General features: G+C 62.7%; 21 protein-coding genes. 12 read left to right on the top strand and 9 right to left on the bottom strand.

Features of this window, described 5'->3' with window-relative positions:
- The first annotated feature begins 19 nt into the window (after window positions 1–19).
- From FJW08_RS02910 to FJW08_RS02900, 3 genes are all read left to right on the top strand, one after another.
- Entirely contained in the window at window positions 20–595 is a 576-nt protein-coding gene (locus tag FJW08_RS02910; protein WP_140808687.1) for a GNAT family N-acetyltransferase, read from the top strand.
- A 205-nt stretch (window positions 596–800) separates the two neighbouring features.
- Entirely contained in the window at window positions 801–2,141 is a 1,341-nt protein-coding gene (locus tag FJW08_RS02905) for a hypothetical protein (protein ID WP_140808685.1), read from the top strand.
- A 173-nt stretch (window positions 2,142–2,314) separates the two neighbouring features.
- Complete coding sequence (locus FJW08_RS02900; protein ID WP_246682188.1) at window positions 2,315–3,871, top strand: hypothetical protein; 1,557 nt, start codon at window positions 2,315–2,317, stop codon at window positions 3,869–3,871.
- Between the two features lie 75 nt (window positions 3,872–3,946).
- Here the strand turns inward: FJW08_RS02900 and FJW08_RS02895 are convergent, their stop codons facing one another.
- Entirely contained in the window at window positions 3,947–4,600 is a 654-nt protein-coding gene (locus FJW08_RS02895; RefSeq protein WP_140808681.1) for a hypothetical protein, read from the bottom strand.
- Complete coding sequence (locus FJW08_RS02890) at window positions 4,597–4,896, bottom strand: DUF3572 domain-containing protein (RefSeq protein ID WP_140808679.1); 300 nt, start codon at window positions 4,894–4,896, stop codon at window positions 4,597–4,599. Before FJW08_RS02890 ends, FJW08_RS02895 begins: the two co-directional genes overlap by 4 nt.
- Before the next feature lie 245 nt (window positions 4,897–5,141).
- Between FJW08_RS02890 and FJW08_RS02885 the strand changes: the two genes are divergently transcribed.
- The 9 genes from FJW08_RS02885 (at window position 5,142) to ugpC (ending at window position 15,379) form a co-directional block, all read left to right on the top strand.
- Complete coding sequence (locus FJW08_RS02885; RefSeq protein ID WP_006334976.1) at window positions 5,142–5,513, top strand: response regulator; 372 nt, start codon at window positions 5,142–5,144, stop codon at window positions 5,511–5,513.
- Window positions 5,514–5,546: 33 nt separating this feature from the next.
- The gene (locus FJW08_RS02880) at window positions 5,547–6,920 is read left to right on the top strand and encodes a PleD family two-component system response regulator (RefSeq protein ID WP_140757605.1); all 1,374 of its coding nucleotides are present in this window, start codon (window positions 5,547–5,549) and stop codon (window positions 6,918–6,920) included.
- A gap of 558 nt (window positions 6,921–7,478) precedes the next feature.
- A complete protein-coding gene (locus tag FJW08_RS02870; protein WP_246682187.1) occupies window positions 7,479–9,017 on the top strand; it encodes an FAD-dependent monooxygenase in 1,539 nt (512 codons plus the stop codon).
- 79 nt (window positions 9,018–9,096) lie between these two features.
- Window positions 9,097–9,831, top strand: coding sequence for a FadR/GntR family transcriptional regulator (locus tag FJW08_RS02865; RefSeq protein WP_140757603.1), 735 nt, complete (start codon window positions 9,097–9,099; stop codon window positions 9,829–9,831).
- On the top strand, window positions 9,828–11,015 hold the full coding sequence (locus tag FJW08_RS02860; RefSeq protein WP_140808677.1) for a PLP-dependent transferase: 1,188 nt from the start codon (window positions 9,828–9,830) through the stop codon (window positions 11,013–11,015). Before FJW08_RS02865 ends, FJW08_RS02860 begins: the two co-directional genes overlap by 4 nt.
- 29 nt (window positions 11,016–11,044) lie before the next feature.
- Complete coding sequence (locus FJW08_RS02855) at window positions 11,045–12,322, top strand: sugar ABC transporter substrate-binding protein (RefSeq protein ID WP_140808675.1); 1,278 nt, start codon at window positions 11,045–11,047, stop codon at window positions 12,320–12,322.
- A gap of 213 nt (window positions 12,323–12,535) precedes the next feature.
- A complete protein-coding gene (locus FJW08_RS02850) occupies window positions 12,536–13,459 on the top strand; it encodes a sugar ABC transporter permease (protein ID WP_140757600.1) in 924 nt (307 codons plus the stop codon).
- Window positions 13,459–14,307, top strand: a complete 849-nt coding sequence (locus FJW08_RS02845; RefSeq protein WP_140757599.1) for a carbohydrate ABC transporter permease — start codon at window positions 13,459–13,461, stop codon at window positions 14,305–14,307. The genes FJW08_RS02850 and FJW08_RS02845 overlap by 1 nt, the downstream gene beginning before the upstream one ends.
- Before the next feature lie 4 nt (window positions 14,308–14,311).
- Window positions 14,312–15,379: a sn-glycerol-3-phosphate ABC transporter ATP-binding protein UgpC gene (gene ugpC / locus FJW08_RS02840; RefSeq protein WP_140808673.1), complete on the top strand. Its 1,068-nt coding sequence runs from the start codon at window positions 14,312–14,314 to the stop codon at window positions 15,377–15,379.
- 110 nt (window positions 15,380–15,489) lie between these two features.
- Here the strand turns inward: ugpC and rpmG are convergent, their stop codons facing one another.
- The 7 genes from rpmG to topA all read right to left on the bottom strand — a co-directional run bounded on the left by rpmG (window position 15,490) and on the right by topA (window position 23,891).
- The gene (rpmG, locus tag FJW08_RS02835; RefSeq protein WP_006201775.1) at window positions 15,490–15,657 is read right to left on the bottom strand and encodes a 50S ribosomal protein L33; all 168 of its coding nucleotides are present in this window, start codon (window positions 15,655–15,657) and stop codon (window positions 15,490–15,492) included.
- Window positions 15,658–15,866: 209 nt separating this feature from the next.
- Window positions 15,867–16,325, bottom strand: coding sequence for a hypothetical protein (locus FJW08_RS02830; protein ID WP_027146692.1), 459 nt, complete (start codon window positions 16,323–16,325; stop codon window positions 15,867–15,869).
- 111 nt (window positions 16,326–16,436) lie between these two features.
- Window positions 16,437–17,615: an MFS transporter gene (locus FJW08_RS02825; RefSeq protein WP_140757596.1), complete on the bottom strand. Its 1,179-nt coding sequence runs from the start codon at window positions 17,613–17,615 to the stop codon at window positions 16,437–16,439.
- A gap of 78 nt (window positions 17,616–17,693) precedes the next feature.
- Window positions 17,694–18,434, bottom strand: coding sequence for an NUDIX hydrolase (locus FJW08_RS02820; RefSeq protein ID WP_140757595.1), 741 nt, complete (start codon window positions 18,432–18,434; stop codon window positions 17,694–17,696).
- Between the two features lie 73 nt (window positions 18,435–18,507).
- The gene (locus tag FJW08_RS02815) at window positions 18,508–18,942 is read right to left on the bottom strand and encodes a DUF983 domain-containing protein (RefSeq protein ID WP_181178409.1); all 435 of its coding nucleotides are present in this window, start codon (window positions 18,940–18,942) and stop codon (window positions 18,508–18,510) included.
- Window positions 18,942–21,248, bottom strand: coding sequence for a ribonuclease R (gene rnr / locus FJW08_RS02810; RefSeq protein ID WP_140808671.1), 2,307 nt, complete (start codon window positions 21,246–21,248; stop codon window positions 18,942–18,944). The genes FJW08_RS02815 and rnr overlap by 1 nt, the downstream gene beginning before the upstream one ends.
- A 6-nt stretch (window positions 21,249–21,254) precedes the next feature.
- Window positions 21,255–23,891, bottom strand: a complete 2,637-nt coding sequence (gene topA / locus FJW08_RS02805) for a type I DNA topoisomerase (RefSeq protein ID WP_140808669.1) — start codon at window positions 23,889–23,891, stop codon at window positions 21,255–21,257.
- Window positions 23,892–24,013 lie beyond the last annotated feature (122 nt).

Genomic DNA, 24,013 nt, shown 5'->3' with positions numbered 1-24,013 from the left:
CCTGGCCTGGGGAGAATGCATGAGCACGACCATAGTGCCGCTGGCGCCTGAGCTCTGGCCTGATTTCGAGGACCTTTTCGGCAAGCAGGGCGCCTGCTACGGCTGCTGGTGCACGCATTTCCGGCTGGCTCCGGCGGCGCGGCGCGAGAGCAGCCGTGAACGCAACAAGGATCACATCAAGGCGCGCATCGAAGCCGGCCCACCGCCCGGCGTGCTGGCTTTCGAGGATGGCAAGGCGGTCGGCTGGATGCAGATCGGGCCACGAGCCGACGTGCCCGAATGGAACAACAAGGGCAGGGGTTCGGCGCCGATCGATCCCGCCGACGCGTCCGATCCGGCCGTTTGGGCGATCTCGTGCTTTTTCATCCGCACCAAGGCGCGCGGCAGGGGCATCACGCACCGCCTCGTCGAAGGCGGCATCGATTTCGCCCGCAGGAACGGGGCGCGGCTTGTCGAGGCTTGCCCGATCGACCTGTCCCGCGATTCGCGTTCGATCGGCCTGTTCGTAGGCTCATCCGGGGTCTTCGAGAAGGCCGGATTCGAGAGACTTGTGGAGCGCAAGGCCGGCCGGCCGCTGATGCGGCTGATATTGTAAGGAAGCTTCAGCTCATAGTTGTATATAGTATTTTCTACAGCAAAGCGATTTTTGCTCATCAGGAAATAAGGGGGAGACTAAAGTGAAGCGTGTTCTGCCAGCTGTTCTTGGTTTTGCTCTGGTTGCGCCTGCCTGGGGGCAGACCGTCGACAATCGGGGCGCAAAGCAGCTTTCCGATGAGCTGTCACGCTATGTCGGGAAGCAGGTGCTCAACGAGGGCATTTTGAAGGTCTCGGTCGTAGGCGATGCCTACAAGATCACCTTCGATTTGAAGGCGATCGCCGCCGGCTTGCTGAAACAGGATCCGCCGAAGTTCGATTTCCCGCCTTACACGCTGCTGGTCAAACCTCGCGGCGACCGCAACTGGGACGTCTCCTCGGATTTTTCGACCAGCGGGTCAATTCAAGTAGATGATCCGAATGGTCAGACAAGCGCGCAGATCGTCATCAAGGACGGCAAGTTCACGGGTGTCTACGATCCTGAGCTGGCGGCATTTGCCGAGGGCGCCAGTTCGATAGCAGGCATGACGGTGACGTCGCGCATGCCCAGGCAAGTAACGGAACTCGGCATCGGCTCGAGCACTTCCAAGTTCGGCGCCAGCAAGTCGGCGAACGGTGGTGTCGATCTCAAGGTGACGCGGGCGATAGCCGACTTGGTCGAAACGGTTAAAATCGACGACCGGACTGTTGGAGCGATCAAGGCGTCGGACCTCGTCGTGGATGTAACCGCCAAAGCGATACGGACAAAGCCGTTCCTGGATCTATTGGCCTTCGCCGTAGCCCATGAAGATGAGGCGCGGCTGAAAGCCGACCAGGCGGAACTCAAAGCGCTTCTGCTCGCCGCGCTGCCGCTCTGGGACCGGTTGGCCGGAACCTATTCGTTCAAGAACGTTGCCTTTGATACATACGCGGGCAATTGGGGCGCGGCGCAACTGAGCACCGCGTTCGAGGCCGATGGCGTCGCCCGGAATGGCAAGCTCGATTACGCAATCAAAGCCTCTGGCTTGACCTTCCCCGAGGTCATACCCGGCTGGATCGCCGCAATACTTCCCACCGAGCTTGATCTGAAATTCGGCGGGTCCAACATTGACCTCGACAGCATGGCGAGAAAGACGATCGCTACATTCGATCTCGGCAAGAACCCACCGCTGCCGGCGGGGTTCCGCGATCAGATCAAGGCCGACTTCATGGCCAACACACCAAAATTCATCGTCGGTCACAGCCTTTTCAAGAATGGAGGCACGGAGATTGCGCTAGAAGGCGAAGTGACCTTCCCCGGCCAGAAGCCAGATGCAACCATGACCGTCGATGTCGCGGGCTACGACAAGATCGTTGCGACCTTGCAGACGGCGGCTAAAACCGAACCGGAAGCGGCCCGATATTTCCCCTTCGCATTGGCCGTCAAAGGATTTGCCAAGACGTTGCCGGACGGCAGGATGGAGTGGGTCATCAATGCCAAGCCCGACGGCTCCGTGATGGTCAATGGCGCCATATTGAAGCCGGCCGATCACGGTAGCGGTGGGGGCGGGGCGAAACTGAATCCTTGATTCTGCAGCGGTGCCAGATTGCGCGGCTGGTCGACGAACCATCCGCCGCCGATGCGGCTGGTGTTGAAGCCGAATGCCTGACTGTCATCGTCTTGCAGTCGTGATGGTATTTCCCTACCAGAGATACGAGACGAATTTTGCCTTCGATCGAACGGAGAATTCCCGTGAACCGTATGTTGCCAGTTGCCTTTACCGCGCTTCTGCTCAGTGCGCCTGCTTTCGGCCAGACCGTCGACAGCCAGGGCGCCAAGCAATTGTCCGATGACCTGTCCCGCTATGTCGGCAAACAGGCGCTCGACAAGGGTATTCTGAAGGTTTCGGCCGAAGGCGACGCCTACAAGATCGTGTTCGATTTCAAGGCGCTTGCCAGCAGCTTTCCCGACCAGAAGCTGATGAAATTCGACTTTGCGCCCTACGCCCTCCTGGTCAAGCCGCGCAGTGATGGGTCCTGGGATGTCTCGATTGATTTTTCGCAGAGCGCGTCCTTCGAATTCAACGGCCCCCAGGGAAAGCAAAGCACGCAATTCTCGATCAAGGACGGCAAGGCCAGCGGCGTTTATGACCCCAAGCTGGCGGCCTTCACCAGCGCCACAAGCTCGATGGCCGGGATGACGATGTCGTCGCAGGATAGCAAGCAGCAGATGGAGGCGAGCGCCGGTGCCGGCACTATGACGCTTTCCGCGACCAAGGCGGCCAATGGCGGCGTCGATTTCACGACATCGCAAAAGATTTCGAACTTCGTCGAAGCGATAAAATTCAATGATCCCGAGAGCGGACTGAATTTTCCCGTTACCGTGAAGTCGCCGGAATTTTCTGTGGAGGCCAGCGGCAAGGGCGTCCAGACCAAGCCTCTGCTCGACCTCCTGGCGTTTGGCGTGGCCAATGAAGACGAGAAGATGCTGAAGGCAAACCAGGCGCAGCTCAAGTCGCTTCTGCTTGCGGCACTTCCGGTGTGGGAGCGTATCGACGGAACCTATGGCTTCAAGGATTTCGCGGTCGACAGCCCGATCGGTACGTTCGGGGCAACCCAGTTCGGCATAGCGTTCGGTTCCGATGGGGTCGCCCAGAACGGCAAGGTCAGCTATGGCATCAAGGCTTCGGGGCTGACCGTGCCGCAGCAGCTCTTGCCGAGTTGGAGCGTGGCCCTGCTGCCCACCGATATCGACCTGAATTTCGGCGGCGCCAACATCGATCTCGACAGCATGGCGAAGAAGGCGATCGAAGCCTTTGATCTCAATCAGGATCCGCCGCTGCCGGCCGAATTCGGCGACCAGCTCAAAGCCGACTTCCTGGCCAAGACGCCGAAGGTTATCATCGGCCACAGCACCGTGAAGAACAAGGACATGGAGATCGCGCTGGAAGGTGAGATGACAAGCTTCGGCCAGAAACCCGACGCCAATCTCACTGTCGACGTCGCCGGCTTCGACAAGATCATGGAGCACCTGCAGGAAGCGGCGAAAGCGGAGCCGGAGGTCGGGCAGTACGTGCCTGTTGCCCTCATGGCGAAGGGTTTTGCCAAGACGCTGCCGGACGGCAAGCTGGAATGGGTCATCAACACCAAGGCCGACGGATCGGTCGCCGTCAATGGCGTCATGCTGAAGCCCGCCGACCCGGCGGTGGACGACAGCGTCGACGACGGTGACGGCTCGGGCGAGAGCGGCAGCGACAATGGCGGCAGCGATAATGGCGGCAGCGCTAACGGCGGGGCAGGGGCGAAGCTCAAGCCTTGAGGGTTCTGCCTTCGAGCAATTCCAGGAAAAATTGCGCCCCGGTTTTCCGTCCGGGATCGCACCAAAACGCTTAGATTAGAACCCCAGCGCGCCAGCGATCTTAGGCGCGGCTTCGTGCCAATCCTGGACGACGATGACATCGTTCGGGACCGGCGGCAGGAACGCGCGCAGCGAATTGTCGGCCATCAGGTGGAAAAGATTTGCGTCGGCGACCGAGTCCCGCACCGACGCCAGATTGGCTGGCTGGTCGTCGACGAAGACCACGGGCCGCCTGGTCTTGCCGCGCAGCTTGGCCACCGCCGGACCCTTGGCCATTTCGGTGGTCAGCAGCGGGTAGCTTAGTCCGAGGGCGTCGAGGTGGGCGCGGCGCACGCCACGATGCCTGTGCGGCATGGCCGTCAGCAATATGATTTCCGCCCGGTCTCCGAGCTCCGTCAAAGCTTCCGCGGCCCCATCGGTGATGCCCTGCCAATCGGCTTGCGCGTCGAAGAAATCGCCCAGGAGTGCCGTGACCTCGGGTTGTTCGATCAGGCGACCGCTGGCCGTTTCGGCAATGTTGCTGGTCAGCCGGAAGGAAGCCAGGGTCAGGCCATAGCCGCGCTCCTTGAGAAAATGCGGAAACGGGCGGATGAATTCGAGCACCACGTCGTCGACGTCGAGTACCAGCAGCGGCCGGTCGTCGGCCGCCAGTTCCTCGATCTGCCGCGCGGTTTCGGGATCATCGCTCATGTGGAACGCTCGTGATTGTCGTCGCCAAGCGGCAAGGCGCGCAACGCCTTGCCGACAGCCGCCGGCGGGATGCCGGTTTCCTCGGCGAAGCGCATCAAAGTCGGCTCGTGGGCGAGGATGAACTGCAGGACGCCGGCGAGGAAACCCGGCTCGCCGGCCGCCCTGCGGATCGAATGCGCCTCTATTCCCGTAATCGCCAGAAAGCGCTGCAAAAGCTCCGGATCCGCGGCAACGAAGCCCAATGCCTTCACGGCAATGGTTTCGGCCTCTTCGCGCATTGACGCTGCGTTTGCCATCACTACCTTCGGTGTGTGGAATGAGTCTCTCCCGCAGTAATGGCAAGAGTTGCTTGCGGCAAGCCATTAGAGTGTGGCGCCTTTTGGACGCGTGGGAGGCGAGGGCGGAATTCGTGGTGCTTTGCAGGCCGCGGGTTTCCGTTTCGTCAATCATATTGCCGTATCGTGAAGCAGGGTTTGGTGCGTCCAAGGAACGAGCGCATGACGGCCACCTCCGGGCGGAGGACGGCCGGGACGGGATTTCGATGCCTAAGAAGGTCATGATCGTCGAGGACAACGAGCTCAATATGAAGCTCTTTCGGGACCTCATCGAAGCAAGCGGTTACGAGACGGTGCGCACCCGCAACGGCCTGGAAGCGCTCGACCTGGCGCGCCAACACCGGCCGGACCTTATCCTGATGGACATCCAACTGCCAGAAGTCTCGGGGCTGGAAGTGACCAAATGGCTGAAGGAGGACGACGATTTGCACGTCATCCCGGTCATTGCCGTGACTGCTTTCGCGATGAAAGGCGACGAGGAGCGCATCCGCCAAGGTGGCTGCGAGGCCTATATTTCGAAGCCGATCTCGGTGCCGCGCTTCATCGAAACCATCAAATCCTATCTGGGCGATGCCTGATGTTCCCTTCCAGCCGAGCCGGAGCCTTGTGAAATGACCGCGCGGATCCTCGTCGTCGACGACATCCCTGCCAATGTGAGGCTGCTGGAAGTCCGGCTGCTTGCCGAATATTTCGAGGTGCTGACCGCCACCAACGGGCCCGACGCGATCGAGACCTGCGAGAACGGCAAAATCGATGTCGTGCTGCTCGACGTGATGATGCCCGATATGGACGGGTTCGAGGTCTGCCGGCGGCTGAAGAGCGATCCGGCGACGTCGCACATTCCGGTGGTGATGATCACGGCTCTCGACCAGGTTTCCGACCGCGTGCGCGGGCTGGAGGCGGGCGCCGACGACTTCCTGACCAAGCCGGTCAACGACCTGCAGCTGATGACGCGCGTCAAGAGCCTTGTCCGCCTGAAGTCGCTGACCGACGAGCTTCGGCTGCGCGCCTCGACCACACGCAACATCGGCATCGAAGAACTTTTGAGCCGCAATTTCGCGTCCCAGGATACCACGCCGAAAGTGCTTCTGATCGACGAGCGCAAATCGTCGGTCGAGCGCATCCAGAAGATGTTGCGCGAACGTGCCGACGTCGACGTCACTGGCGATCCGCATGCCGGGTTCTTCCAGGCCGCCGAAACCCCCTATGAATGCGTGATGATCTCGACGGCCTTCGCCGACTTCGATCCGCTCAGGCTCTGCTCGCAACTGCGCTCGCTCGACCGCACCCGTTTCGTGCCGATCATCCTTTTGGCGGAGGAGGGCGAGGATGAGCGCATCATCCGTGGGCTTGAACTCGGCATCAACGACTATCTGATGCGGCCGATCGACCAGCAGGAACTGACGGCGCGGCTGCGCACCCAGGTGCGCCGCAAGCGCTACAATGACCAATTGCGCGCCAGCGTCACCCAGACCATCGAAATGGCCGTGACCGATGGCCTGACCGGTCTGCACAACCGCCGCTATCTCGACAGCCATCTGCAGACGCTGTTCGACCGCGCCGTGGCGCGGCGCCGGCCGCTGTCGGTGATGATCACCGATCTCGACCGCTTCAAGTCTATCAATGACACGCATGGTCACGATGGCGGCGACGAGGTGTTGCGCGAATTCGCGCGGCGGCTGCGCAAGAACGTCAGGGGTATCGATCTTGCCTGCCGGTTCGGCGGCGAGGAGTTCGTGGTCGTGATGCCGGACACAGACGGCACCGTGGCCGAGAAGGTGGCCGAGCGCATCCGCGCCGAAATCGCCCAGATGCCGTTCGCCATCGGTGCCGACGGCAAGACGATCGAGGTCACCGTCAGCGTTGGGGTGTCATCGGTGCTGAAGGGCGTGGATACGGTGGCGGCGCTGATGAAGCGCGCCGATCTCGCGCTCTACGAAGCCAAGAGCGGCGGCCGCAACCGCGTCGTTGCCAAGGCGGCCTGACGGCCGGGCCGGCCCGTCAACCCAAGAGGGTTACCCATTTACCTTAATCCAAGCGATTCGCGAGCCTTGGTTAAGAAACTGTTGATTTTCATAAGCTCTTGCGCAAATGTGCAGGCAAGACGAAGCCGGCACGAGGGTAGATCGCCGGCTCGGTCCCTCAGGAATACCCCATGATGCTCAGGTCCGCCGCATCTCCTGGGTCCGTGGGGTCGGCCGGCCGGCGCTGGCACATAGTGGCCTCCTCGTACCGCTGCCAAACGCCGACCGGCCCCCTTTGTCCGACACGACATTAGGAATCTGCGTCAAGCCCCGGAAGTGCCGGGGCTATTTTGTGCGCGGCAGGGTCTGAAGGAACGCTTTCCTGGCTTGTAACGGCTTCCGTTGCGCCCCGCGTGAGCCGTCACTTCGCAGCGCCGCGACTTTTCACTGCCGTACTAAAAAGGGAAGGAGAAAAGCTATCCCCTCAATTTCGTAGATATGGCGCACAAGGGGCTTGCGGCAAGACCTGGCTGTTCCCGTAAAACCACGACCCAAATTAACGGAAACGGGAGTGGCGAAATGCCGGAATGGTTGTCAGGAGGCCAAGTGCGTCGGGACCACGCGGTGGTGATCGTCGGAGGCGGTCCGACCGGGTTGATGCTGGCTGGCGAACTCGCATTGGCAAGCGTCGATGTGGCCATTGTCGAGCGGCGCCCGAACCAGGAACTCATCGGCTCGCGCGCGGGTGGCCTGCACGCACGCACCATCGAGGTGCTCGACCAGCGCGGAATTGCCGACCGATTCCTATCGCAGGGACAGCGATCGCCGTCCGTCGGCTTCCACATGATCCGGCTGGATGTCAGCGATTTTCCCACGCGGCACAATTATCTGCTGGCGCTGCGGCAAAACCATATCGAGCGGATATTGGCCGACTGGATCAGCGAGTTGGGAGTGCCGATCTGTCGCGGACAGGACGTCACGGGTTTTGCACAGGATGACGGTGGCGTCGATGTCGAGCTGTCCGGTGGCCAGCGGTTGCGGACGCAGTATCTCGTCGGCTGCGACGGCGGACGCAGCATGATCCGCAAGGCGGCGGGCATCGCGTTCGACGGATGGGATCCGACGATGAGCTGGATGATCGCCGAGGTCGAGATGGCGGAGGAACCAGCAGTGGGCTTTCGCAGCGACGCCCATGGTATTCATGCGATTGGCAAGGTCGAGGAAGGTGGCCGGCTGGGTGTCGTGCTGACCGAGAGACAACTGACCATTGGTGGCGAACCGACACTGCGCGATCTCAGCGAGGCGCTCGTCGCGGTGTATGGCACCGATTACGGGGTCCACAGTCCGACCTGGATTTCGCGGTTCACCGATATGACGCGCCAGGCTGCCGCTTACCGCGACAGACGTATTCTGCTGGCCGGCGACGCCGCGCACATCCATCCCCCAATGGGCGGACAGGGCCTCAACATCGGTGTGCAGGACGCAGTCAACCTTGGATGGAAACTGGCACAGGTGGTCAAGCTGATATCACCGGACAGCCTGCTCGACAGCTACCATGCCGAACGCCATCCGGTCGCCGCCCGCGTGCTGCGCAACGCGCTGGCGCAGGTTGCGCTCCGTCGCATGGATGCACGCACCAAGGCTCTGGGCGACACCTTTGCCGAACTGCTCGCCATGGATGGGCCACGCAAACGGACCGCCGCGGACATGTCCGGCCTGGGTGTCCATTACGACCTCGGCGAAGGCCACGCGCTGCTTGGGCGGCGAATACCCGACCTCGACCTGCTCACCGCCAACGGGCCGTTGCGGCTGTTTACCTTGCTGCACGACGCGCGGCCGGTGCTCCTCAATTTCGGTGAGCCAGGCAGACTGGACATTGCGCCTTGGACCGACAGGATTCGGCAGATCGACGCCGTGTATGCCGGCGCCTGGGAGCTTCCCGTACTGGGAACGGTCGCTGTGCCCGACGCTGTCTTGATCCGGCCCGATGGATACGTGGCCTGGGTAGGAGTTGGGACGCAACAGGGATTGGCCGATGCGTTGACCAGATGGTTCGGGCCGGCTGCCGCGCATCCTTCCGAACATGGCGCTTCACAACCTCCTTGGGCCGAAGACTGAAAGTCTCCTGACACGCGATTGACAGGAGGGCTTCATCTGTGCAGAAATTGGTTGGACCATTGGACCACTTGGAGGAAATGTGGACCAGAACAGCCTGCCACCCATTCAGACGACGGCGCGCGACGACGCCGTGCTGAAGGCATTGGTGGGCTTCGTCCGCGCCGAGGCCTTGCAGCCTGGCGAGCGATTGCCGACCGAGCGCATCCTGGCCGAACGGCTCAAGGTCAGCCGCAACACGGTGCGCGAGGCGCTGACCCGGTGGGAGGGATTGGGCCTGGTCGAACGCCGGCAAGGCAGCGGCACCTATCTTAAGGCGGCCGTCTCGCCCGACATGCTGCATTTGCCGCTGACGCTGGCCGGCGGCAACGACTTCACCAGCCTGATGCAGACGCTGGAAATCCGCCGCGCACTGGAAGCGGAAGCGGCGGCGCTGTGCGCCGAGCGGGCAAGCCCGGCCGACATTGCCGAGATCGAACGCAAGCTTGATATCATGGAGCAGGCGTTTCGCACCCTTGACGGCATGTCGTCGGAAGAGGACTGGGAATTCCACCAGGCGATCTACCGGGTCTCCGGCAATCCGCTGTTCGAACAGATTATCGCCGCCATGCACGAACTGTTCCATCGCTTCTGGGAGCATCCGCTCGGCGTGCGCGATTTCGGCCATGCCAGCTTTCCCTATCACCGCACCATCTACGAACGCATCGCCGCACGCGATCCGCAAGGCGCCCGCGCAGAGGCGCTGAAGCTCATCGCAACCGTCGAGGACGACCTGAAGCGCGGTGCGGCCAAACTCAAACTTTCGGACCTGAGATGAACGAGCAGCCAGCCGGTTTCGATCCCGACTATCTCGCCGAGGCGGCGACGCTCTTGGCGCATGACGAACCGTTCCCCGGTGGCGCCGTCGTGCCACCGATCTACCAGACGTCGCTGTTCACCTTCGCCAATTATGCCGAAATGGCCGAGACGTTTGCCGGCAAACGAAAGCAGCCGATCTATTCGCGCGGCGACAATCCGACGGTCATGGAGTTCGAGTCGCGTGTCGCGGCTCTCGAAGGCGCCGAGGCCGCACGTGGGTTCTCCAGCGGCATGGCGGCGATCAGCGCCACCGTGCTTGCCTTTGTCGGGGCAGGCGAGCGCATCGTTGCGGTGCGCAATTGTTATGGCGATGCCTACCGGCTGTTCGAACGCCTCCTGCCGCGGCTCGACATCAAGGTCGACTACGTCGAGGGCTCCGACCCGGACGCGGTCGCGGCGGCATTGCCCGGCGCCAAGCTGCTCTACCTGGAAAGCCCGACCTCGATGGTGTTCGAGCTCCAGGACCTGCCGCATCTGACCCGGCTGGCAAAAGAGCAGGGCATCGTCACCACCATCGACAATTCCTGGGCGACGCCGGTTTTCCAGAAGCCGATCACGCACGGCGTCGACCTGGTGCTGCACTCGGCCTCGAAATATCTCGGTGGCCACAGCGACACGGTCGCCGGCGTGGTCGCAGGCTCGGCCGCGCATATCAAGCACATCAACGAGCAGACCTATTCCTATCTCGGTGGCAAGCTATCGCCTTTCGAGGCCTGGCTTTTGCTGCGCGGCCTGCGCACGCTGCCGCTGCGCCTGCCGCACCACATGAAGAGCGGGCTCGCCATCGCCGAGCGGCTGAAGGCGCATGGCAATGTCGAGCGGGTCAACCACCCCGCCTATTCCAACCATCCGGGCAAGGCGACGCTTGCCGGCTATGGCGGGTTGTTCTCCTTCGAGGTGACGGACGACATCGACATTCCCGTCTTCGTCGACGCGCTGAGATATTTCCGCATCGGCGTCAGCTGGGGCGGGCATGAGAGCCTGGTCGTACCGGCCAAGGCGTCGCTAGAGCAGACGCCGGGACTGAATTCGATGGCGCGCTTCGGCGTCAGCCCCCGAACCATCCGCTTCAATGTCGGATTGGAAAATGTCGAGGATCTCTGGGCGGATGTCGCTCAGGCCTTCGAAAAAGCCAGAAAATAACAAGCGGGTTCAAAATGGGAGTCTTGAACATGAAAAAACTGACCGTCATGCTTGCCACCGTTGCGGGGCTGGCGATTTCCGCCGGAAGCGCGCTGGCCGATTCGACCCTGAAAATGGTCGAGGTGATCACCAGCCCGCCACGCACCGAATTCCTCAAGAAGCAGATCGCCGAGTTCGAGGCGGCCAATCCGGGCGTCAAGGTCGAGCTCGTCTCGCTGCCCTGGGGGCAGGCCTTCGAAAAATTCCTGACCATGGTGCAGGCCGGCGACACGCCTGACGTGGTCGAGATGCCGGAACGCTGGATGGGGCTTTACGCCAACAATGCCCAGCTCGAGGATCTCGGCCCCTATATGGCCAAGTGGGACGACGCCAAGACGCTGGGCGAGCGTGCCAAACAGTTCGGCTCGACCGTGAACAACACCCAGTTCATGATCCCCTATGGCTACTATGTGAACGCGCTGTTCTGGAACAAGAAGCTGTTCAAGGAGGCCGGTCTCGACGGCCCGCCGGCAACGCTCGACGAATTCGTCGCCGATTCCAAGAAGATCTCGGCCATTCCCGGCAAATACGGCTACTGCCTGCGCGGCGGGCCGGGTGCCTTCAATGGCATGCACATGTTCATGAACATCGCCGCCGGCAAGGGCGGCTATTTCAACGAGGACGGCACCTCGACCATCAATGAAGAGGGCTCGGTCAAGGGCCTGCAGATGCTGGCCGACATGTACAAGAACGGTCTTGCGCCGAAGGATTCCGTGAGCTGGGGCTTCAACGAGACCGTCACCGGCTTCTATTCCGGCACTTGCGCCATGCTCAACCAGGATCCGGACGCGCTGCTCGGCATCGCCGACAAGATGAGCGCCGACGACTTCGCCGTGGCTCCGCTGCCGGTCGGACCAAGCGGCAAATCCTATCCGACACTGGGTTATGCTGGTTGGGCGATGTTCGCCAATTCCCAGCACAAGGACGATGCCTGGAAGCTGATGGCGACCCTTCTGTCGCCGAAGGACAATCTGGAATGGGCCAAGGAAGTCGGCGTCGTGCCGATTCACAACGGCGCCGACCAGGATCCCCACTTCAAAACCGAGCAGTTCAAGGGCTGGTTCACCGAGCTCAGCGACAGTTCCAAATACGAAATGGTGACGCCTCCGACGCATCTGGAAAACCTCGGCAATTTCGTCGACCAAGTAGCCATCAAGAATTTTCAGGAAGTGCTGCTTGGCCAGAAGACGGCCAAGGACGTCGCCGACCAGTGGGCTGCCTTCCTGACAAAGGAGCAGCAGGACTGGCTGGCGAAGAACAAGAAGTAATTTTTCGTCCCTTCTCCCCGTTCACGGGGAGAAGGTGGCCCGATAGGGCCGGATGAGGGGCAGCGCCAAGTTCTGCCAGCCTAGCGCCGCCCCTCATCTGCCTGCCCGTCCTCCGCAGCAGCTGCGGAGGGTGGACCGGCATCTTCTCCCCGTTGAACGGGGAGAAGGACGCTTGTCGCCAACGCCGCGCTCCCAGAGGACGTTCCACAGCCAATGACCTATGCCGTGTCCGAAATACGATCTGTCGGCAAGCCGCGACGTAAGTGGCTCACACACGCTGCCATCGAGCCCTGGCTTTATCTCAGCCCGGCGATCATCCTGCTGGTCGTGGTGCTGCTCGTGCCGCTGGTCATCGGCATCAGCTACTCCTTCCGCAAATTCTCTGCCTTCAAGTCGGAATATGTCGGGCTCGGGCAGTATCAGGCGATGCTGTCGGATCAGGTGCTGGGCCAGGCGCTGATCAACACGTTGTGGTGGACGGTGGCCAGCCTGTTCTTCCAATTCTTCCTCGGCCTTGGCCTGGCGCTGCTGCTCGACAAGCCGTTTCGGGGCCGCAAGGCCGTGCAGGCGCTGGTCTTCCTGCCCTGGGCGGTGCCCTCCTTCCTGTCGGGGCTGACCTGGGCCTGGTTGTTCAACCCGATCGTCGGGCCGCTGCCGCACTGGCTGTTCGCCTTGGGGCTGAAAGCCGAACCGACCAATGTGCTGTCCGATCCGGCCACCGCGATGTGGGGGCCGATCATCGCCAATGTCTGGTTCGGCATCCCGTTCTTCGCCATCACGCTGCTGGCGGCGCTGAAATCTATCCCCTCGGAACTGCATGAGGCGGCGGCGATCGACGGCGCTTCGCCGTTGCAACGTTTCACCAAGGTGACGCTGCCGTTCCTGGCGCCGACCATCGCCATCACGGTGATGTTGCGCACGATCTGGATCGCCACCTTCGCCGACCTGATCTTCGTCATGACCGAGGGCGGACCGGCCGGCTCGACCAACACGGTGCCGGTCTACATCTATGTCAGCGCCTTCAAGTCACTGGACAAGGGCTATGCCTCGGCCGTGGCCGTGCTGCTGCTCGTCCTGCTCATCGCCTATGCGATCGGGCTGATCGCGATCCGCCGCTCCCTTGTGAGGCACGTCTGATGATCGCTGGACGCTCAGCCCCACAGCGCTTCTTCGGCGGCATTGGCCTTTACGCCGCGATCGCGGCCTATGTGGTCTTCGCCTTGTTCCCGATCTACTGGACGCTGAAGATCTCGGTCACGCCGGAGCGGCTGCTCTATTCCGAGGGCATCACCTTCTGGCCGTCACACATGACGTTGCAGAACTTCGTGACCGTGCTGGAGGCCACCGATTTCCCACGCTATTTCCTCAACAGCGTCATCGTCTCTGTCTCGACGGCGGCCCTGGTGACGATCATCTCCACGCTCGCCGGCTACGCGATGTCGCGCTTTACCTTTCGCGGCAAGGCGGCACTGGCGTTGATGCTGCTTTTGACCCAGACCTTTCCTCTGGTGATGGTCATTCCGCCGATCTATCGCGTGATGGGTCAGATCGGCCTGATCAACAGCCTGACCGGGCTGATCATCATCTACACCGCCTTCAATACCGCCTTCGCCACCTTCCTGATGCAGTCTTTCTTCGACGGCATCCCGAAGGACCTCGAAGAGGCCGCGATGATCGACGGCTGTACCCGCGCGCAAGCGATGCGCCGGGTGATCGTGCCGCTGACGCTGCCCGGCATGGGCGCGACACTGGGCTTCGTCTTCACCGCCGCCTGGAGCGAGCTCCTGTTCGCCCTGATGCTGATTTCCAGCGACGACCAGAAGACCTTCGCGGTCGGCCTGCTCACCTTCATCGGCAAGTTCGCCGTCGACTGGGGGCAGATGATGGCGGCGTCCATCCTGGCGCTGATCCCGGTCTGCATCTTCTTCGCCTTCCTGCAACGTTATCTCGTCACCGGCCTGACCGCCGGCGCGGTCAAAGGATAGATCGATGGCCTCTGTCACGCTCGAAAAGGTCCGTAAGGATTATGGCGCCGTGCGCGTCCTGCACGCGGTTGATCTCGAGATCGCCGATGGCGAGTTCGTCGTCCTGGTCGGACCGTCCGGCTGCGGCAAGTCCACGCTTTTGCGCATGATCGCCGGGCTCGAGGAAGCCTCGGGCGGCGAGATACGCATCGGCGAGCGGGTGGTCAACGATGTCGCGCCCAAGGACCGCGACATCGCCATGGTGTTCCAGTCCTATGCTCTCTATCCGCATATGGACGTGTCGAAGAACATGGGCTTCAGCCTGATGCTGAAGAAGGCCGAGAAGCCGGCGATCGATGCTCGCGTCGATGGTGCCGCCAAGCGGCTGGGGCTCGATACGTTCCTGCAACGCCTGCCCAGGCAATTGTCCGGTGGGCAACGCCAGCGCGTCGCCATGGGCCGCGCCATTGTGCGCGATCCGAAAGTCTTCCTGTTTGACGAGCCGCTGTCGAACCTCGACGCCAAGCTGCGTGTTCACATGCGCGCCGAGATCAAGGCGCTGCACCAGCAGTTGAAGACCACCTCTGTCTACGTCACCCACGACCAGATCGAGGCTATGACCATGGCCGACCGCATCGTCGTCATGCATGACGGGCTGATCCAGCAGGTCGGCGCGCCGCTCGATCTCTATGACCGGCCGGCCAACATGTTCGTCGCCGGCTTCATCGGCTCTCCGGGGATGAATTTCCTGCCGGCGACGGTGGAGAAGGGCGGCCAGGCGGATGCCGTGTTGTCCGATGGCCAGAAGCTTCGGCTGCCGGACGGCCTGCCGCTCAGGGATGGCGACGTCATCACCGTCGGGCTGCGCCCCGAGCATATCGGGCTCGCCGATGACGGCGCCCTGCAGGGCGAAGTGGGAGTGGTGGAGCCGCTCGGCCTGTCGACGCAGTTCTACGTCAAACTGGCCGGCCAGCAGCTTTGCGTCTTTGCCATGGGCCGCGCGGCCGTGAAGCCCGGCGACTTGGTGCGGCTGGCGGCGGATCCGGCGTCGCTGCATCTGTTCGATCCGAAAAGCGGCGATCGAATCGGCTGAATGAATTCATCCAGGGCCGAGGGAACTCAGCCCGCAGCCTTCCGCCTTGCAAACGAAACGAAAACGCCGCCCGATGGGCGGCGTTTCGGCATTCCGGAGGGAAACCCAGATTACTTGATCTTGGTTTCCTTGAATTCGACGTGCTTCTTGGCGACCGGGTCGTACTTGCGGAACGACAGCTTGTCGGTCTTGGTACGGCTGTTCTTGCTGGTGACGTAGAAGAAACCGGTGTCGGCGGTCGACAGAAGCTTGATCTTGATGTTTGCGGCTTTGGCCATGATCTCAGTCCGTTATGTTCGTGGAGTTTTGGCCGCTGGAGCACGGGGAAAACACCCGGACGCGGGAAACTTGGCGCGACACATAAAGAACGTGCCTGGAAAGTCAAGCCCGGCGTCCCCTGTGTGTCGTAAGCACATGAGTTGTCCGGATTAGGTAGCACATGAGTTGTCCGGTCTTATCGCCAGCCAATGGAGGCTGGGAACATAAATCAGGCGTTTTCCACCTCTGATACCGCAACCTTCTTCCAGTCTCCGGTGGTGTTCCACCAGCGATTCGGATTGGCGCGGTCGTCCAGACCCTTGGAGCGGCTGGCAAGGATCGGCTGGATACGGATCACCGGCTCCTGATAGGAATGCGCCTGGAAAATCGCCTCGACGACGCGGGCTGCCAGCGCTTGGTCATCAGGCAATTCGAATGAAACCTCGACCGTGCCCGGGCGGCGGCGCAATTCGGTCTCGGCGCCGGCCGCGGCCCCTTCCAGCGGCCTGTAGCGCTCGATGCCATGCGCCGACTGATACGCATTGCGGTCATACTTGCCCATGGCGAGCGGTGCGATCGCCACCACCGCATCCATGATGCGGTCGACGTCGGCAGCCGGAGCCTGGAAGCTGACGAGCAGAAGGAGCGTCATTCGCAGCGAAGTGGTTTCAAAGCCGCTGTCGATCATCGGAGTGTCCTCGGTTCAGGGTGTTTTAGGACACCCTTTTAACCGGTGGCTGCTGACACGGTTCTGTCAGCAGCCTGCCGCTGCACAGTGCCGATAAACGACTGGTTGGCCCTACAGGAGGATCTTGCGGACGAGCCTGAAGCAGACCAGGGCGATGTAGGCGGCGAAGAACAGGCCGAGCGACCAGCCAAAGCCGGAAGGCCCGAAACTGTCCATGCCGATGCCGATCGCCTGCGGGCCAAGCACCATGCCGACGCCGTAACATAGTACGAACGCGGCATTGGCCGACGCCAGTTCATGGCCTGAAAGCTGCGAACCGAGATGGGCAAGGCCGATCGTGTACATGGCCGCGACGAAACCGCCCCAAACGAAAAGCAGGGCAGCCATCAAGTGCCAATTCGCGGCAAAGAACGGCATGAACATCGTGCCGGCGAGACCGACCGCGGCGCAGGCGAGCAGCAGATAGCGCCGGTCCGTGACGCGGTCGCTGATCATGCCGATCGGGATCTGCAGCAGCACATTGCCAAGGCCGATCATGGTCAGCAGCAGCGCCGCATCGGCCTCGGAGTAGCCGATGCGATTGCCGTAGACCGGGAACAGCGCGAAGCCGCCGGTCTCGACCGCGCCGAACACAAGCACGGCGAAAGTCGCGGTCGGCACCAGCCAGATGTAGCGCAGGAAGTGGCTGGTTTCGCTGTTCGCCACGATGGTGGGGCTTTCGTTGCGCGCGGCCAGCACCGGTATGGCGGCCAACGTCACCAGGGCGATGATGACGCCGAACGGCCTGAAGCCGGAACTGCCGAGGTGGGCGAACAGCCACGGCCCCGCGGCAAAACCGAGCGACAGGACGGTGGCGTAGATGCCAAGCACGAGGCCGCGCCGGTGTGGCGGCGCCGATGTGCTGATCCAGAATTCGGACAGGATGAACAGCACCGTCAGCGCGATGTGAAGCACGATACGCAGCGGGAACCACATCCAGAAATCGGGCGCGAAATGGAAACCGACGAAGGCCAGCGCGCCGGCGGCGATCATGGCGATCATGGTCCAGGCGACGCCGAAGCGCATGGCAAGCGGCGTGGCGAGCGGCGCTCCGGCGATCGAGGCGAGACCGGCGACGGCCGTGTTGAGGCCGATCATCGAGGCCGAATGGCCGCGTGTTTCCAGGATGACGCTGAGCAGCGGCATGCCGAGGCCGATGGCAATGCCGACGACGCTGATCGACGAGATCGCCGCCACCATCGGCAGCCAGTGTACGCGTTCGTCGCCCTTTGGTTGGGTATCGACCGTCATGAGATGCTGAATACTCTGTCTGTTTGATCTTACGCAATTCCGGACGGAAAACCGCGTCACACTTTTCCTGGAATTGCTCTAGAGAAGTTCGCGGGTGAAGCGGTTGCGGACAAGCCTGTAGAAGGGGACAGGGCCGCCCGGACGCAGCAGTGGATCATTGGCGAGCCGCTTTTCAAGCTCGTCCAGGATCATTCGGGTGATGTCGGGTATGTCAGCCTGCTTGGCCTTGGCGAGCGGCAGCCAGACCAGTTCCTCCAGTTCGTTGGTCGGGCCGCCATCGGGCAATTCGATGGCGACGTCGCCACGCCAGGCACTGAAGAAGCGGGTATCGAAGCGGCGCACCCGGTTCGGCGGGGTGATGGCGCGCGCGACGAAGCGCAATGCCTCCAGCGACGGTGCCACGCCATGTTCGACGAAACCCTGCCAGTCGCGCCTGGTCGTGGCAAAGGCGCCTTTGCGGCCGATCAGCAGGCCGGCTTCCTCGTAGGTCTCGCGGACCGCCGACAAAGCAATGGCGCGGGCGCGGGCGTGACTGGTGCGGCCGGGGCCGGCCGTCAGCTTGGCTTCTTCGTGCTGGTTAAGTGCCGTCGCCGTCGGGATGCGGCTGTCGGCAGGGTCGGTGCGGCCGCCGGGGAAGACGAATTTCCCGGGCATGAAGGCGTGACCGGCATGGCGGCGTCCCATCAGCACCAGGACGTCGTCGCCCTTGCGGTCGAGCAGGATCAGGGTCGCGGCGTCACGCGGACGCAAGGGCCGGCCGCCATGCGTGGCAAGACCCTTGTCGAGCTTGTCGGCATCCGCCTTGGTCATAGCTTCCATGCGCAGGACCTAGCGGAAACTTCTTGCATGCGAAAGTGGCCTTAACGATTGGCATGTTGCGCCAGCCAATACCTCAGGCCCCAGGATGCGGCTCGATCACATCCTTTTCGCCACCAAATCCGTGCATATAGAACGCCCATTGCAGTCCGATGACGGCGCCTTTGACAGGCTGCAGCAGTGCAACCGACAGAAGGATGGTCAAGGGCACCCATATGGCAATGTGCTGCCAGGTGGAGAGCGTCGAGGTCGCTTCCACGCCCATGAAGGCACCGAGAACGATGTGGCCGACGATGACGATGACGAGATAGGCGGGCAGATCGTCGGCGCGATGGTGATGAACCTCCTCGCCGCAGACGCTGCAGGTTTCGACGGTCTTGGTGAAGCCGCGGAAGAGCTTGCCTTCGCCGCAATTCGGGCAGCGGCCTAGCAGACCGCGCTTCATCGCCGTCCACAATGGGCGGGCAATCCGGCCCGAGTGATGTTCGCCACCAAAAACCTGTTGTTCCATCATCGTCTCCTGCCGCGCGACCCCGGTCGCGATTGCGACGCACGGGCGCGGCCCTTGGCCTTGTGAAACGACCTGCTGGAGCCTGGCAGGGGCTTTGGGTCGGTCAACATCTCGAAGCGCATCGCCCCGGCCATCGGCGCCACCTCGACGAGCCGGACCTCGACGCGGTCAGCGAGCTGGTAGCCCTTGCCCGAGCGTTCCCCGAACAGGGAGCGGGCCGTTTCGTCGTATATATAATAATCGCCGCCCAGAGTTGACACAGGGATGAAACCATCGGCGCCATACTGCGGCAATTGGACAAAAAGTCCTGATTTGGTGACTCCGGAGATGCGGGCGTCGAAGCGGTCGTCGATGCGCTCGGCGAGATAGGCGGAGATCAGCCGGTCGACCGTGTCGCGCTCGGCTGCCATTGCGCGCCGTTCGGTGCCGGAGATCAGCACGGCGACGTCTTCGAGGCGAGCCTCCTCATCTTGCGTCAGTCCGCCTGGACCGAGGCCGAGCGCGGCAATAAGCCCGCGATGCACGATCAGGTCGGCGTAGCGGCGGATCGGCGAGGTGAAATGCGCGTAACGCCTGAGGTTGAGGCCGAAATGACCGATGTTCTTGGGTGAATATTCGGCCTGGCTCTGCGAGCGCAGCACCACTTCGTTGACCAGCGCCTCGTTGTCGGCGCCGCGCACGCGCTCCAGAATGCCGTTGAACTGGCTGGGCCGCATCTGGGCGCCACGCGCCAATGACAGGCTGAGCGTCTGCAGGAATTCGCGCAGCGATTCCTGCTTGGCCAGCGACGGCGCGTCGTGGATGCGATAGACCAGCGCCTGCTTCTTGCCCTCCAGCGTTTCGGCGGCCGCGACATTGGCCTGGATCATGAATTCTTCGATCAGCTTGTGGGCGTCGAGCCGCTCCGGCACGATGACGCGGTCGACCGTGCCATCCGGTTTGAGCAGGATCTTGCGCTCCGGCAGGTCGAGCTCGAGCGGCTGGCGGCTGTCGCGGCCGCGCTTGAGGATCGCATAGGCATCCCACAGCGGCCTGAGCACGGTGTCGAGGATCGGGCCGGTCTTGTCGTCCGGCACGCCGTCGATCGCTGCCTGGGCCTGGCTGTAGGCGAGCTTGGCCGCCGACTTCATCATGACGCGGTGAAAGGAATGCCTGATCTTGCGGCCGTCGGCGGAGAAGGTCATGCGTACCGCCAGAGCCGGCCGATCCTGGCCCTCACGCAACGAGCAGAGATCATTGGAGATGCGCTCGGGCAGCATCGGCACGACGCGATCCGGGAAATAGACCGAATTGCCGCGCTTCAGTGCCTCGCGGTCGAGCGCGGTGCCATAGCGGACATAGGTGGCGACATCGGCGATCGCGACGGTGGCGATAAAGCCGCCGAGATTTTTCTCGTCGAGGTCAGGCGTGGCGAAGACGGCGTCGTCATGATCCTTGGCGTCGGCCGGATCGATGGTGACCAGCGGCAGGTCGCGCCAATCCTCGCGATGGGCAAGCGTCGCCGGCTTCACCGCCTCGGATTCGGCGATGACGTCGGCCGGAAAAATGTGCGGAATGTCATGCGCGTGGATGGCGATCATCGAGACCGCCTTTTCGCTGGTCAGCGAACCCAGCACGTTGAGCACCTTGGCGCGCGGCAGCCCATAGCGCGAGGCGCGCGCGGGCTCGACCTCGACCAGGTCGCCATTTTTGGCGCCGTTCTGGAATTCCTTGTCGACGATCAATTCCGGCTGGCGCCGTTCCACCGGCTCGATGCGGAAAGTGCCGTCCTGAAGCACGCGGAAGACACCGAGGACGGCGTCCGCGCGCTTCTCGAAGATCTTCATCACCCGGCCGGTATAGGCGGGGCCTGATGGATCATCGGTCGGAAACGTCTTGGCCAGCACGCGGTCGCCAATGCCTGGCGCCGGTCCGTTGCCCCCACGCGAAACGCGGATCGAGACCACGGGAGGTTCGCCCGGACCAACGGGCTCGGCCGGATGCGCCAGCAAGATACCATCGGCGTCGCGGCCAAAAATGTCGAGCACGGCGACATGGGGCAGGGCGCCGACCCGGGCCAGCCGCTTGCGCTCCTTGGTCAGAACGCCTTCGTCCTGCAAGTCGCGCAGGAGATCCTTCAGCCAGATGCGGTCGTCGCCGCGCAGCGCGAACGCCTTGGCGATGTCGCGCTTTCCGGCGCGATCTGGGTTTTCGGCGATGTAGCGCAGGATTTCGTCACGCGAGGGCCGGTAGTCGTCCTTGACCTTGGCCCGGGTGTCGGCGGTGCGCGGATCGCCGTGGCTTCGTCCGGTGATCCTGCGCGCCACGCCGTCCTATCCTTTCTTCTTTGCGGCCGGCTTCTTCGCAGCCGGCTTTTTGGCCGCCGTTTTCTTGGCTGCGGGCGCCTTGGCCGCCGCAGCCTTGCGGAACGGTTTCTTGCCGCCGCCGCCCTTGGCTTCCTTCTCGGCAATCAGCGCCAGCGCATCCTCGATCGTCACCGATTGCGGATCCTTGCCCTTGGGTAGCGTGGCGTTGACCTTGCCGAAATTGACGTAAGGGCCGTATTTGCCGTCGCGAACGACGATCTTGCCGCCGCCGTCCGGATGGTCGCCGAGCTCCTTCAGGGCTGCCGGTGTGCCGCCGTTGCGGCCGCCCTTGCCCTTCGACTGCTTCTCGGCAATCACGGTGACGGCACGGTTGAGGCCGATCGAGAACACGTCCTCGATGCTGTCGAGATTGGCATAGGTGCCATCGTGCAGCACGAACGGACCGTAGCGGCCGAGCCCGGCCGAGATCATCTTTCCGCTTTCGGGATGCTTGCCCACGTCGCGCGGCAGCCCCAGCAAGGCGAGCGCCTTCTCATGATCGATGGATTCAGGCGTCCAGCCCTTGGGCAGGCTCGAGCGCTTGGCTTCCTTGCCGTCGCCGCGCTGGATATAGGGGCCGAAGCGGCCCGAGCGCAGCGTGATTTCCTCGGCCGTGTAAGGATCCTTGCCGAGCACCCTGGTGCCGTCCTCGCCACCGCCATTCTCGCCATTGGGATTGGCGGCGTCGCCGAGCTGGCGGGTGAAGGAGCATTCGGGATAGTTCGAGCAGCCGACGAAAGCACCGAACTTGCCGAGCTTCAGCGACAGATTACCGGTGCCGCATTTCGGGCAGATGCGCGGATTGGAGCCGTCCTCGCGAGCGGGGAAAACCAGCGGCGCCAGTTCCTCGTTGAGCGCATCGAGCACATCGGTGACGCGCAGCTCCTTGATGTCGGCGACGGCGCCCGAAAAATCCTTCCAGAAATCGCGCAGCACGTCCTTCCAGGCGAGCTTGCCGTCGGAGATCTCGTCGAGCTTTTCCTCAAGCGATGCGGTGAAGTCGTACTCGACATAGCGCTCGAAGAAGCTTTCGAGGAAGGCCGACAGCAGGCGGCCCTTGGCCTGCGGCACCAGCCGGCGCTTGTCGATCGTGACATAGTCGCGGTCCTCGAGCGTCTTCAGGATCGCCGTATAGGTCGACGGACGGCCGATGCCGAGCTCTTCCAGCTTCTTGATCAGCGACGCCTCCGAATAACGTGGCGGCGGCTCGGTGGTGTGCTGGGTGGCATTGATCGCGCGGCGGGCAAGCTGCTCGCCGGCGCGGATTTCGGGCAGGCGGCGGTTTTCCTCGTCTTCGGCGTCGTCGTCCTTCTGGTCGGTGTAGGCGGCGATGAAGCCGTCAAAACGGACGACCGAGCCGACGGCGCGAAGTTCGGCGGTGCGGGCGCCGTTCAGCGCCTCGATTTCGACGGTGGTGCGCTCGATCTCGGCCGACTGCATCTGGCTGGCGATTGCGCGCTTCCAGATCAGCTCATAGAGCCGCATCTGGTCGGCATCGAGATATTGCCTGACCGACGCCGGGGTGCGCATGAAATCCGTCGGGCGGATGGCTTCATGCGCTTCCTGGGCGTTCTTGGCCTTGGTGGTGTATTGGCGCGGCTTTTCCGGCAGGTATTTCGGGCCGAATTCCTTTGCGATGGCATCGCGAGCGGCATCGATCGCCTCGGGGGCCATCTGCACGCCGTCGGTTCGCATATAGGTGATCAGGCCGGTGGTTTCGCCGCCGATCTCCATGCCCTCATAGAGCCGCTGCGCCACCTGCATGGTGCGCGTGGCCGAGAAGCCGAGGCCCGATGAGGCGGCCTGCTGCAGCGTCGAGGTGGTGAAGGGTGGACCGGGGTTGCGCCTGGTCGGCTTGGCTTCGACGGACAGCGCCTTGAAGGTAGCGCCTTCGAGCATCGCCTTGATGTCGTCGGCCTGCGCCTTGTTGGAAATGTCGAGCTTTTGCAGCTTCTTGCGCTCGAATGCGGTCAGGCGGGCTTCGAAAGTCTCGTTGCGCGGTGTGCCGAGGATGGCAGCGATCTGCCAATATTCCTCGCGGATGAAGCGCTCGATCTCGGATTCGCGGTCGCAGACCAGACGCAGCGCCACGGACTGGACGCGGCCGGCGGAACGGGCGCCCGGCAATTTGCGCCACAGCACCGGCGACAGCGTGAAGCCGACGAGGTAGTCGAGCGCGCGGCGGGCCAGATAAGCGTCGACCAGCGGCGCATCGATCTGGCGCGGATTGGCCATCGCCTCCAACACCGACGATTTGGTGATGGCGTTGAAGACGACGCGGCTGACCGGCTTGTCCTTCAGCGCGCGCTTCTGCTTGAGCACTTCCAGCACATGCCAGGAAATCGCCTCGCCCTCGCGATCCGGGTCGGTGGCGAGGATCAGACCGTCGGCATCCTTGACCGCCTTGGCGATGTCGGCGAGGCGCTTGCCCGAAGCCGTGTCGACCGCCCAGGACATGGCAAAATCTTCATCCGGACGCACCGAGCCATCCTTGGCCGGCAAATCCCTGATATGGCCGAACGAGGCCAGAACCTTGTAGTTCCTGCCCAGATATTTGTTGATTGTCTTTGCCTTGGCCGGCGATTCGACGACGACGACGTCCATGAGGTCTCATATCAGCTGTGATGCGGCAGAAGAATTCCGCTGCGCGCGACGAAATCTCGGTTCTGTTCGTCGCTCACATGGCCGCGCTTTGGCATCCGGTCAAGGGGAAGAAGCCAAATTGC

Source organism: Mesorhizobium sp. B3-2-1, assembly GCF_006439515.1.
Classification (GTDB): Bacteria; Pseudomonadota; Alphaproteobacteria; order Rhizobiales; family Rhizobiaceae; genus Mesorhizobium.
The sequence above is the reverse complement of the archived record's forward strand: the minus strand, read 5'-3'. Positions and strand labels throughout refer to the sequence as shown.